This is a genomic window from Aureitalea marina (assembly GCF_002943755.1).
GTDB lineage: Bacteria > Bacteroidota > Bacteroidia > Flavobacteriales > Flavobacteriaceae > Aureitalea > Aureitalea marina.
In genome coordinates, this window is the sequence record NZ_MQUB01000001.1 from 743764 (window position 1) to 756253 (window position 12490).

Here is a 12490-nt window from a genome sequence, read left to right on the forward strand (position 1 = left end):
TGAAAATAGGGATTAATAACGGACTTTAGCCGCTTTGCGTGCTTGTTTTACCGCTTTCTTGGCCGATTTAGGTTCGTAATTACCGCCCAAATGAGGGCAGTCCATACAGTCCTTAATACCCGTAAACGGAATCTTCACCTTGTTGTACCCGAAGGCATCTGCCAAGGTCTTGAGCAGATTTCTATCGCCCAGTGAAAACTCAACATCATCCATGGTAAACTGCGATGGATGTTCATATCCACAGGCGTGGGTAATCTCAAGCAATTCCTTCCTGAAATTCTTAAAATAGAAGTGAGTCCGAGTGGACTTATCCTGGATATTGATACCGCTTTGTCGCCATTTGCTCTGTGTAGCCACACCGCTCGGGCAATGATTGTTATGACAGATCTGAGCTTGTATACAGCCGATAGACATCATGGCTTCCCGAGCCACGTTAATACAATCGACACCCATGGCAAAGGCCATGGCCGCTTTGGCAGGGAATCCCAATTTTCCGCTACCCACAAAGACAACCCGTTCACAAAGCTGATGTGATTTAAAGATCTTATAGACATCACTGAATCCAAATAACCAGGGCAGGGCAACATGATCGGCAAAACTAGGCGGGGCTGCACCAGTTCCACCTTCACCTCCGTCTATGGTAATAAAATCGGGTCCTCTACCAGTATCTTGCATGATTTTGGCCAGCTCACGCCAATCGTCCAATTTCCCCACTGCCGATTTGATTCCAACCGGAAGACCCGTGGCTTGGGCAAGCTCTTCGATAAAGTCTATCATTTCACGGGTACCTTGGAATGCGGAATGGGTGGGAGGGGAAAGCACATCCTTTCCTTTAGGCACGCCTCGGATTGCGGCGATCTCGGCCGTGATCTTGGAAGCGGGCAATACACCACCTTTCCCGGGTTTTGCTCCCTGGGATAATTTGATCTCCACCGCACGGATCTGGGGGTATTCCTGGGTCAATTTCACCAAGTGCTGGAGCGAAAAATTACCTGCTTCATCACGAACGCCGAAATAGCCTGTACCAAAATGAAAGACCACATCGCTCCCGGAGCAGTGGTAAGGAGAGAGGCCACCCTCTCCGGTGTTGTGATAAGCATTCGCCAAACCGCAGCCCCTGTTGAGGGATTCGATGGCTCGAGCAGACAAGGATCCAAAACTCATGGCCGAAACATTGATCACAGAGGCCGGCCTGAATGGTCTGATCCGTCGACCAGCTCCCATTACTTTTGCACAGGGTAAAAAATAAGGGTCATTGGTGTTGGGGTGTCCCTTCTCCAATCTGAAGGGGAACATGGCATTGTTGATAAAGATGTAGTTGGGCGCATAGATATCCCGGTCTGTACCAAATCCTTCGTAATTGTTCTCGTTCTTGGCCGAGGCATAGATCCAACTTCGTTCGATACGGTTAAAGGGAAGTTCCTCCCGGTTATTGGCAACAATATATTGTCGCAGTTCCGGACCGATCCGTTCCAGAATATAGCGTAAATGGCCAATTACGGGGAAATTGTGCTTGATGGTATGCCTTTTATTAAAAAAGACATCCTTTATAGCTATTAGCAGCAGGAATAACAGGACCCACCCCCACCAGGGTATCAGACTAAACGTATTCCAAAAACCATCCATGCTATGATCCGAGGTAATCCATAGTGAGCTGAACGAAAGCCTTCACACCTAGTAACATTCCCCCTTCATCTATGTAAAAATCAGGAGTATGGTGGGGGAAAGGAGTAGTGTTTCCCGGAGTCATTCCTCCCAGGAAGAAATAAAGACCGGGAACCTCTTGAGCAAAAAAGGAGAAATCCTCGGCTCCGGTAATGGCTCCGATCTCGAATACTCGGTTGTCGCCTGCCGCCTTTTTTAGGGATGGCACCATTTGGGCAGTCAATTCAGGGTCATTGTAGGTGATGGGATAGCCTTTGTCGATCTCAATGGTGGCCTCGGCCCTGTAGGCAGCTGCTATGGCAGGTACCATTTCTTTCATCCTGCGGTTGATCATGGCTTGCATGCCCTTGTCCAGGGTCCTCAGCGTACCCACGATCTGTACCTCTTCAGGGATAATATTGCTCCTTACACCTCCTGCAATCTTACCGATTGATAGCACTGCTGCCTCCTGGGTGAGTGGCGATTCCCTGGAAATTATGGTCTGAAGCCCGTCAATGATCTTGACAGCCGCCATGATGGGGTCAATTCCGCCCCAAGGCATAGAACCATGTGTTTGTTTTCCTTTTACCGTTATCTCAAAGCTCTGCGAGGCCGCCAAAAGTCCTTGGGACTTGTAAGCAATGGTGTTTATGGGCTGACTGGAACCTATGTGCAACCCAAAAATGGCGTCCACATCGGGATTGGTCAACACTCCTTCTTTAACCATCATTTCGGCACCACCTTCTTCTCCCGGAGGGGCTCCTTCCTCGGCGGGTTGAAAAATGAATTTGATGGTTCCGGCAAAGTCATTATGCTTGGACATTACCTCGGCCACTCCCATCAGGATGGCGATGTGTGTATCATGTCCACAGGCGTGCATCACCCCGGTCTCTACACCCCTGAAGGTAGTAGTCACCTCCGATTTGAAGGGCAGATCCGCCCTTTCTGTGACCGGAAGAGCATCAATATCTGCTCTTAGTGCCAGTACCTTTCCTGGTTTATTGCCCTTTAGGATTCCAACTACCCCGGTATGGGCGATGCCCGTCTGAACTTCCATGCCGAGGGATTCTAGATGTGCGGCTATCTTCTCGGCCGTTTTGAATTCCCTGTTAGAGAGTTCAGGATACTGATGGAAATCCCTCCTCCATTCGATCACCTTGGATTCGACCTCGGTAATGCTTGTTTCGATTGGTGCCTGGGCCCAGGCTGAAATACTGATCAAACTCAGTACTAGAATAATTGTAAAGCGCTTCATATGGTAGTTTTATTGTGCATTCAAGTAATCCATGGATAGCTGTGTAAGTGCCTTGACACCCAATAGCAATCCGCTTTCGTCTATATAAAAATCTGGTGTGTGATGCGGGAAAGGCTGCTCATTCCCAGGGGTCATTCCTCCCAGAAAGAAATAGAAGCCGGGGACTTCTTCTTGGAAATAACTGAAGTCTTCACCCCCCGTGGTAGCCTTTGTCAGAACAACGTTATCTGCACCGGCGACCCTCTGTAAACTGGGAAGCATTTGGGCTGTCAGTTCCGGATCGTTATAGGTGATTACCGTATTGTTTTGCCATTCTATACTGGCCTTGCCTCCATAAGTCTTGGCTATTCCTTCGGCCATTTCGTTCATTCTCCTCATGATCATGGACCGCATAGTTGGGTCCAATGTTCGGACAGTTCCGATCATTTCCGCACTTTCCGGAATGATGTTGAACCGGACTCCCGCGGTGATCTTACCGACGGTAATTACGGCAGCCTCGTTTACCAGCGGGGACTCTCGGCTGATTATAGACTGAAAGCCATCGATGATCTTGGCAGATATATAAATAGGATCAACACCAGTCCAGGGAGCTGATCCGTGGGTTTGTTTCCCTTCTACAGTGACCACGAAACGCTCTACAGCAGCCATAGTACCACCGGGTTTGTATCGAATATCACCTACAGGGGTGCCTGAGTTGATATGCAGGCCAAAGATTGCGTCCACATCGGGATTCTTGAGTACACCCTCTTTGATCATCAATTTGGCACCACCTTCTTCTCCCGGTGGTGGTCCTTCCTCGGCCGGTTGGAAAATGAACTTAACCGTTCCTTGGATCTGATCTTTGTGCTTGGAGAGCACTTCAGCTACACCCATTAGGATGGCTGTGTGCGTATCGTGTCCGCAGGCGTGCATCACTCCGGTTTCCTGCCCCAGAAATTCCGTTGACACTTGACTGCGGAAGGGTAGGTCATTCCGTTCGGTAACCGGTAGGGCATCGATGTCTGCCCGTAAGGCCACCACTTTCCCTTTTTTGCTCCCTTTTAGAATTCCCACTACGCCTGTTTTTGCAATTCCGGTTTCGACCTCCATTCCTAGCGATCTGAGGTGGTCGGCAATCTTGTTGGCGGTATTGAATTCTCTGTTCGACAATTCCGGGTTCTGGTGAAAATGCCGTCGCCACTCGATTACTTTAGATTCGATCTGCTGAAAGTCATCTTCCCAATTGTTTTGTGCCTGAATCAGCAATGGGGAAATGAATGCAACAAGACCTGCGGATAGAATTAGCTTCTTCATGAGGTTCATTTTAAGGTGATCACGGCAAATCCCTGTTGTTGTAGTTCGATCAGTACGGTCATGGCAGAGAGGGCCAGTTTGACCTCTTGCAGTCGCTTCTCTTCACCAATATCCCTATGAGCTGCCGTTTGCCCACAGATATAGATTTCTACACCGGCCCTGTCCAATTCTTCGATCAGACCAATGTTGGGGTTGTCCACACCGTATTTTTCTTTGTAGAATTCGTTTCTAAGCAATCCGTAACTAGCCCCTCCATGTACGATCATAACCGGATTTAAGGTCTTTGGATCCTTGCCAGCGCCTACATGCATATTCAGAAATCTGGCCGCAGTCTCCAATCCTTTGTTTACCTGATCCGGTTTGGACTCACTGGAGGTGGTAACGTCGAAGAGCACTTTGTACTCCGCCGCCTTGTCCATGACAAAATCAGGATCTTCGACTGCAGATGTCGGGCCGTAGCTCATAATTACCGGACCTGGCTTTTTGGTTTTCTGAGCTGTGATCACGGCCGTGATCATAAGAAACAGGCAGAAGATGGATTGCCGCATAGAAATGTTTGTATTCGGACTAGTTGATGTTGTCTTTAAAGATATCTAAATTTCGCTAAATCCGAAATCCCAGGCTGTTTATAAGTTGTTGGCAGATCGGGTTCAGAATAGAGGCGAATTTCATTATTTTCACCCTATCACTCTGGAGTCAATTTCACCTTGCAAAATTATTTAGATCAACTCAATGAAGCCCAACGGGCACCGACCGTTCACAAGGATGGACCTCTAATGGTCATCGCCGGGGCAGGCTCCGGAAAGACCAGGGTTTTAACCTATCGGATCGCCTATCTGATGTCCCAGGGAGTTGACCCCTTTAACATCCTGGCTTTGACCTTTACCAATAAGGCGGCCCGAGAGATGAAGAAACGTATCGCCGAGATAGTCGGCAATTCTGAAGCTAAAAATCTTTGGATGGGTACCTTTCACAGCATCTTTGCTCGAATACTTCGCTTTGAAGCCGACAAACTGGGCTATCCCTCAAACTTTACGATTTACGACACCCAGGATTCCCAGAGTCTGATCAGGAGTATCATCAAAGAGATGCGACTGGACAAGGACATCTACAAATACAAGCAGGTGTATTCCAGAATTTCCTCCTACAAGAATTCGCTGATCACGGTAAGGGCCTACTTCAACAATCCGGAGCTGGTAGAGGCAGACGCCATGGCCAGGATGCCGAGGATGGGAGACATTTACAAAGAATATGTGGATCGCTGCTTTAAGGCCGGAGCCATGGACTTCGACGATCTTCTCCTGAAGACCAATGAATTATTGACCCGTTTCCCTGAGGTATTGGCCAAATACCAGAATCGATTCCGATATATCCTGGTGGACGAGTACCAGGATACCAATCACAGTCAGTATCTGATCGTTCGGGCCCTGAGCGATCGGTTTCAGAATATCTGTGTGGTCGGCGACGACGCCCAAAGTATATATGCCTTTAGGGGTGCGAATATCAACAACATCCTGAATTTTCAAAAGGATTACGACAATGTCAGTGTATATCGGTTGGAGCAGAATTATCGGTCGACCAAAACGATAGTCAGAGCAGCCAATAGTTTGATCGAGAAGAACCAGTCTCGTTTAGAGAAGGTGGTCTGGACGGCCAACGACCAGGGAAATCCCATCAAGGTGAATCGCAGCATGACGGATGCCGACGAAGGCCGTTTTGTTGCAGGTTCAATCTTTGAGAACCAGATGAACCTGCAGATGCAACACAAGGAATTTGCAGTGCTCTATCGTACTAATGCACAGTCCAGGGCTATTGAGGACGCACTGCGGAAAAAGGACATTCCCTATCGAATATATGGAGGTCTGAGTTTTTACCAGCGCAAGGAGATCAAGGATGTACTGGCCTATTTACGGCTCATACTCAATCCAAGCGATGAAGAAGCCCTGAAGCGAGTGATCAATTATCCGGCACGCGGGATCGGCCAGACCACTGTGGATAAGATCGTAGTGGCCGCTAACGAGCGGGGAGTTTCCATGTTCGAGGTGATGGAGCAATTACAGCAAAACCCCATCAACGTGAACAAAGGAACCCAAACCAAACTAGAGAACTTTGTCACCATGATCCGATCCTTCCAAGTGACCAATGAGCAGGTGGATGCCTTCCACATAGCGGAACAGGTTGCCAAAAAGACCGGCTTGGTTCAGGAACTCAAGAAAGATGGTACCCCGGAAGGAATTGCCCGAATTGAGAACATAGAGGAATTGCTCAATGGTATTCGGGATTTTGTGGAAGGTCAGAAAGAACTGGCGGACACTACCGGCTCCCTGACCGAATTCTTAGAGGACGTGGCTCTGGCCACAGACCTGGATAATGAGAAAGGAGACGATAACCGGGTTGCCCTGATGACGGTCCACTTGGCAAAGGGTTTAGAATTTCCATTCGTCTATGTGGTGGGAATGGAAGAAGACCTTTTCCCTAGTGCCATGAATCTAAATTCCAGATCGGAGTTGGAGGAGGAGCGAAGACTGTTTTATGTGGCACTGACACGGGCCGAAAAACAAGCCTACCTAACCTATGCTCAAACCAGGTATCGTTGGGGTAAGTTGATCGATGCCGAACCAAGCCGATTTTTAGATGAGATCGATGAGCAATACTTGGATTATTTAACCCCGATCACCGAAACCCGGTTCAAACCCATGATCGATGCGGACATTTTTGGGGAGGTAGACAAATCCAAATTGCGCTTAAAGAAACCAGTGTCAGGAACCCCACCCAAGATGCCGATATCTGCAGGAACCCGAAAATTGCGGAAGGTCAAACCCGCATCGAGTTCCCCTTCCAATGGCGCCAGTACTCCCAAAGTCAATCTGGAAGTAGGAAACCGGGTGGAGCATCAGCGTTTTGGAAAGGGCAAGGTGCTTAAGATCGAAGGTGTTGGCGCCGATGTCAAGGCCGAGATCCAATTTGAGCAGGGTGGCTTAAAAAAACTATTGCTTCGCTTTGCTAAGCTGAATGTCCTGGATTAGTTCCTTATTTCTATTGTTATAGGCATCCACGTTCAATCGCCTGACCTTAAGCCCAAATAGTGGGCGTATCCATTTCCATCTCCTGATCAGAAACTCGTATATCAGCCAGGAGCCGCCAAAAGTGACCACAGTCAGAATTACGAATTTGGTGGTGACAGACCAATTGAGGTCCATTAAGTAATAGGCTACAACTAAAGTGATTGTTTGATGCAGAATATAAAATGGATATACCGCCTGGTTGGCATAGGCCAAGGCCCTGCTAGGCTTGTTCAGGTAGGCACTACCGTAACCAAATATGGCCAATATCCAGGACCAGATATTGAAGACTTTGATTCCGGCCTCCGTAAAATGACGCCAGGTTGAATCTGGATATAACAAGATTATCCCAATCAATGCAGTAAAACCAACGATTCCACACATCAGATAAATACGTCTATACCTGGCAACGAATTCCCAGAATCTTCCACCAGATGCGATCAAAAGGAAACCGTAGAAGAAGAGAACAAGAAAGAAGGCTAAGGCAAACCAATCGCCGACCAATGCATGGGTAACAGGAAAAAAGGGCTCCAAAAAGGCCTCGGCCAGGTAAAGTGGAATGATCAGTAAAAAGATCTTCCAGGGATTACTGTACATTCCGGCTGTCCATTTTAGAAACCTGGCTTGAGGGTTCTTTCTCAAGTAACTGAACACCGGGATCAGAACCAAAGAGAAGATCAAGAGATACGGCAAGAACCATAAATGATGCCAGGTGAGATTACCATCGGGATAGGTGCCGCCTGAAAAGGCATGAGCTGGCCAAAAGTCAAAATATCCACCAGAGAATTGTCCGGTGGCTATTCGCTCAATATAGACCTGAGGAGGAACGATTAGAAACATCCCTACAGCCAGCGGGATGAACAATCTGATGAGACGTTCCTTGGCAAATTGACCAGCTGAACGTTTTCCAAAGGCGTAGTAAGTTCCCATCCCGGAAATCACAAAGAGTATAGGTAACCGCCATTGATTTACAAATAGCATAGGCCACTGTAGATCCAAGGAGATCTCATTGTTCTTGATGTGCCACCCCCAAGGGACAAAGAACATCCCTACATGATAAAGTATTAACAATCCAAAGACCAATACTCTTAACCAATCCATATCAAATCTACGCATGACTATTTTGTTTTGAGCCAAAACTATTTCAAGCTCGAAAATCCTGCAAAAGAATGGGATGAGGGTAAACGAAATGGGATGTCTAACGAGCTTTTGGGACCAATGACAAGACCTAGGGACGAACGGATCAACCCATGGATTCCATTCGCTCCTGAAAACTAGGAATAAAGGATCTCGAAACAGGAATGGGTATAGTCGCTCCCTCCAATTGAAGCTGGTAGCCAGAAGCATTGCCTTCTACGGAAAGAACTCTTCTTAAATTCACCAGATAGGACCTGTGTACTCTAACCAGGTCCGAGATGTCCTCTAGTTGATCGTCCAATTGTTTCATGGGCATGCGGATCAACTTCTGTTGTGTGGTGCCAGCTACTTCCAGGTAAAGATTGAGATAATTCTTTTCGGAATGTGCGTAGACAAAAGCATCTGGGTTAAGGGAAAAGTTATCCTGTTGTACGGTTGTCCGGATGGCAATGGATCGGTTCTGATCTGGTCTCTTTCTGGGTTGAATAATAATGGACTGAGCCTGGACCCGGTTTTGAAAGTAGAGGCGATTGAAATTAAGTGACACCAACATCAACAGTAGAATACCCCCGATGAGATAGGTGTTCCTAATTTCCTCCAACAGGTATCTGGTGGTCCAGTTTCGCGGATTGTCGTATACGAAATCCCTGATGAAGAATTGAGCAATTCCAACAGCCAGAAGGAAAATACTCCACAAAAGAAGTTCCCTGCCTGTGGTCCAGTTGTCCTTATCGACCACAAAATGAGCAACAAACACCACCAACGCAATGGTTAGGCCAGCATTCAGACTATGGATCACGCAGATCCAAAAGAAGGAGAACTTCATCTCGGCCGGGTTATTTCCAAAAGGTTCGAAGAAATAATTGAAACTGGTGGAAGCCAGGAAAAGCAGTCCCAAAAGGATTATCAATGAACGTCCCCGATAGTAGTAGGGATAGGGTTGTTTTAAGAAAGTTCCAATAGAAGCGAGCACACCATTAACTTATCAGCCTCAAGTTACACAAGTTTGTTTAGTTGGATATCATACCCATAGACAAATTTGAAAGCGATTCGCAGTACGAAATTTTGTATCTTAACTATGGTCTAAAAAACATGCTATGTTACTAAAGATATACCCTGAAAATCCTAATCCCAAACAGGTGGAACAGGTAGTTGAGGTCCTGAAAAAAGGTGGTCTTATTGTCTTTCCTACGGATACGGTTTACGCTTTCGGTTGCGATCTGAACAACAATAAAGCCTTGCACAGGCTTGCAGATATCCGCGGTGTGGATCTGGCCAAAGCTAATTTCTCCTTTATCTGTTCGGACTTAAGCAATCTGAGTGACTTTACCAGGCAGATCGATAACCCGACCTATAAGATTCTGAGACGGACCTTGCCAGGGCCCTACACCTTCATACTTCCGGGAAGTTCAAAATTACCTTCGGCCTTTAAAAAGAAAAAGGAGGTGGGGATCAGGGTACCGGATCATTCGGTGGCGAGATCCATAGTCGAGACTCTGGGTAACCCTTTAGTGTCTGCCTCCCTCTACGACGATGATGAGATCCTGGAATATACTACTGACCCGGAATTGATCCATGAAAAGTGGATAGACAAGGTCGATCTGGTCGTTGACTCTGGCTATGGGGGTAATGTTCCCTCAACGGTAATTGACCTTAGAGGTGACCAGCCCGAATTGATAAGAGAGGGTAAGGGTAGTGTGGAGATCTAAACTACTCAAGCCACATCAAAAGGCAATTTATCAGGCTCCAGATATCGTTCTCTTGCCTCCTCACTGGCCAGCAAGTCTTTGGAGTAGTGTTGCCCGATCAGCTCATTGAACCCCGTTAGAAGCCGGGGAAAATGACGAAGCAGATCTTCGAAACCTAATTCTGGTTTCCGATCCATAAATTGGGACATAGTGTAAACAGCTGCCTGGGTAAGGGTCTGGTGATATTTAGTTGCTGCACCCCAATGAATTGTGTAGTCTTTGATCTGTTTGCTGATCAATTCACTGGCGGTATCACGGCCATGCTGTTTTATCTGGAGATAGGCCAACCTTAGGTGAGCCTTATGATCAAACTGGTCAGGGGGGAGTTGGGCTGAACCAAAGGCCGTTAAAAATTCCTGATCCTTCATGGGCTCAATATACGCATTAAAAAACCCGGCCGAAGCCGGGTCAATTATCATTGTCTTTAATTACCTAGTCATTGATCGCAGGATCCTTAAGACCTTCTTCGATCATGCTGTAGAACTGATCCAGTTTAGGTAAAACCGCGATCCTTGTTCTTCTGTTCTTGGCTTTGCCTTCCCGTGTTTCGTTGCTCGCAACCGGAATGTATTCGCTGCGTCCTCCTGCCGTCATACGCGCTGGGCTCACACCAAAATCATTCTGAAGAATACGCACTACTGAGGTCGCTCGCAGAACACTCAGGTCCCAGTTGTCTTTGATGGATGCTGTGGCTATCGGATCGTCATCCGTATGGCCTTCCACGATGAATTCGAAGTCGGGCTTGGCGTTTACAACCTGAGCTACTTTACCCAGGATCTCTCTGGCTTGAGGAGTAACAGTATAACTACCACTTCTAAACAATAACTTGTCCGAGATATTTACGATAACCACTCCCTTGTCTACGCTAATTTCAATGTCAGTATCGTCCAGGTTCCCTAACACTCCCTTCAGGCTCTGAACCAGGGCCAGGTTAACGGAGTCTCTTCTTGTTAAGGCATCACGTAATTTATTGATGGTAAGATCCTTTTCCTTAAGACTTTCCAGTGAACGCTCCAGGTTTTCGGCACCTTTCTTGGTCAGATCTGTAAAGTTCCCGATCTGGTTGATCAATTCTTTGTTGGTGTCGTTCAGCGAGGCCAATTGGCTTCTGAGGGCGTCCTTCTCGTCCTCGCAACTGTTCAATTTTACGGTTGTCGTATTAAGACGATCCTGAGTGTCCCGTTGTTTGGCCTCCAATTCAGCATATTTCTTATTGGATACACAGGAAGTAAAAATCAAACCGCTGCAAGCGGCAAGGATAAAGAGCTTTTTCATTGTAATGTGTTTTAGGGTTAGTCAAAATTAGGAAAACAGCTGGAAGCGCTCTTTCACTTAACAATACTTTAAGCAAGACAGCCTAAAGCCTGTTAAAGGTACGTTTTTTTAACAGAAAATAACTCCTGACAATCGAGCCATTTTCAAAATATTTAAGGCCTGTCGCCCAACGTTGACGTTTCACTCGAAAGCTGGAAATCAGCCGATAAAAGCCAATATGTGCACGGAGAACTGCGGTGGCGTGTTTGGGTTGAAACTTGATTAAGAAACGAAGTACTGCCAATGCATCTAGGATCAATCTAGCCAAAATAACAAAGTAGGCCTGCCAGCCCTTAACGTTTTTAAAGATCACCAAGAGAGAGTTCCTAAAATTAAGATAGGTTTTCCTACTGCTGGCGGTGTCTAAAGTGCCACCGCCCAGGTGGTAGACCACCGAGTGGGGAGTAAATAGGACTATTCCACCTTGGCTTTGAAGTCTCCAGCACAGATCGATCTCTTCATGGTGGGCAAAGAGATCTTCATCCAAACCATCTACTTCCCAGTATTTTTGACGCTTGACCACAAGACAGGCCCGCTGGCCCAGAAGATGGGACGGACGTCGTCATATTGACCTTCGTCGTTTTCAATATGTTCAAATATCCTGCCTCGGCAGTAAGGATATCCCAGCTTATCCAGGAATCCACCTGCAGCACCCGCATAATCAAAACGATCGCGATGCTGGTGGTTAACAATCTTTGGTTGTATTGCAACGCAGCCTGGGTTTTCTTCGAAAAGTTTGATAAGGGGATCGATCCAGTTGGGAGTAACCTCTACATCGCTGTTCAATAAAATGTAAACCTCTTCCTCTATCTGTTTCAATCCTTGGTTATAGCCACCCGCATAACCCAGATTCTGTGGAAGCGAAATGACCTTAAGATCGGGATAGGTAATTTTCAGCCAGTCTACAGATCCGTCCTCGGAACCATTGTCGATCACATAGATTGAATGCCCTTGACTATTGACTACAACCGATGGCAGAAATTGCTTGAGGAGGGGGATTCCATTCCAGTTAAGTATGACAACAGCCACTTTCACGC

At 47.0% G+C, this 12490-nt stretch carries 12 protein-coding genes; 2 read left to right on the top strand and 10 right to left on the bottom strand.

Annotation, left to right across the window (positions count from 1 at the left end; all coding sequences use genetic code 11):
• Positions 1–12: 12 nt before the first annotated feature.
• The 4 genes from BST85_RS03500 to BST85_RS03515 are packed head-to-tail and all read right to left on the bottom strand — an operon-like array spanning position 13 to position 4740.
• On the bottom strand, positions 13–1626 hold the full coding sequence (locus BST85_RS03500; RefSeq protein WP_104811991.1) for an FMN-binding glutamate synthase family protein: 1614 nt from the start codon (positions 1624–1626) through the stop codon (positions 13–15).
• 1 nt (position 1627) lies between these two features.
• Positions 1628–2899, bottom strand: coding sequence for an amidohydrolase (locus BST85_RS03505; RefSeq protein WP_104811992.1), 1272 nt, complete (start codon positions 2897–2899; stop codon positions 1628–1630).
• Positions 2900–2908: 9 nt separating this feature from the next.
• Complete coding sequence (locus tag BST85_RS03510) at positions 2909–4192, bottom strand: amidohydrolase (RefSeq protein WP_245917627.1); 1284 nt, start codon at positions 4190–4192, stop codon at positions 2909–2911.
• A gap of 5 nt (positions 4193–4197) precedes the next feature.
• Entirely contained in the window at positions 4198–4740 is a 543-nt protein-coding gene (locus tag BST85_RS03515; RefSeq protein ID WP_104811994.1) for a DsrE family protein, read from the bottom strand.
• 159 nt (positions 4741–4899) lie between these two features.
• Here BST85_RS03515 and BST85_RS03520 point away from each other — a divergent pair, with 159 nt between their 5' ends.
• Complete coding sequence (locus BST85_RS03520) at positions 4900–7218, top strand: ATP-dependent helicase (protein ID WP_104811995.1); 2319 nt, start codon at positions 4900–4902, stop codon at positions 7216–7218.
• Here the strand turns inward: BST85_RS03520 and BST85_RS03525 are convergent.
• Entirely contained in the window at positions 7180–8370 is a 1191-nt protein-coding gene (locus BST85_RS03525) for an acyltransferase family protein (RefSeq protein ID WP_104813886.1), read from the bottom strand. The two genes, BST85_RS03520 and BST85_RS03525, sit on opposite strands and share 39 nt — an antisense overlap.
• A gap of 127 nt (positions 8371–8497) precedes the next feature.
• Positions 8498–9364: a LytR/AlgR family response regulator transcription factor gene (locus tag BST85_RS03530; RefSeq protein ID WP_146090634.1), complete on the bottom strand. Its 867-nt coding sequence runs from the start codon at positions 9362–9364 to the stop codon at positions 8498–8500.
• 124 nt (positions 9365–9488) lie between these two features.
• On the opposite strand from BST85_RS03530, the gene BST85_RS03535 reads away from it, so the two are divergent.
• Entirely contained in the window at positions 9489–10100 is a 612-nt protein-coding gene (locus BST85_RS03535; RefSeq protein WP_104811997.1) for an L-threonylcarbamoyladenylate synthase, read from the top strand.
• A 5-nt stretch (positions 10101–10105) separates the two neighbouring features.
• Here BST85_RS03535 and BST85_RS03540 read toward each other — a convergent pair whose 3' ends face one another.
• The 4 genes from BST85_RS03540 to BST85_RS14660 all read right to left on the bottom strand — a co-directional run bounded on the left by BST85_RS03540 (position 10106) and on the right by BST85_RS14660 (position 12488).
• Positions 10106–10507, bottom strand: coding sequence for a hypothetical protein (locus BST85_RS03540; RefSeq protein ID WP_146090635.1), 402 nt, complete (start codon positions 10505–10507; stop codon positions 10106–10108).
• Between the two features lie 64 nt (positions 10508–10571).
• Positions 10572–11414, bottom strand: a complete 843-nt coding sequence (locus tag BST85_RS03545) for an OmpA family protein (RefSeq protein WP_104811999.1) — start codon at positions 11412–11414, stop codon at positions 10572–10574.
• Positions 11415–11496: 82 nt separating this feature from the next.
• Positions 11497–11976, bottom strand: a complete 480-nt coding sequence (locus BST85_RS14655; RefSeq protein WP_342750440.1) for a glycosyltransferase family 2 protein — start codon at positions 11974–11976, stop codon at positions 11497–11499.
• Positions 11946–12488, bottom strand: a complete 543-nt coding sequence (locus tag BST85_RS14660) for a glycosyltransferase family 2 protein (RefSeq protein ID WP_342750384.1) — start codon at positions 12486–12488, stop codon at positions 11946–11948. The genes BST85_RS14655 and BST85_RS14660 overlap by 31 nt, the downstream gene beginning before the upstream one ends.
• Positions 12489–12490 lie beyond the last annotated feature (2 nt).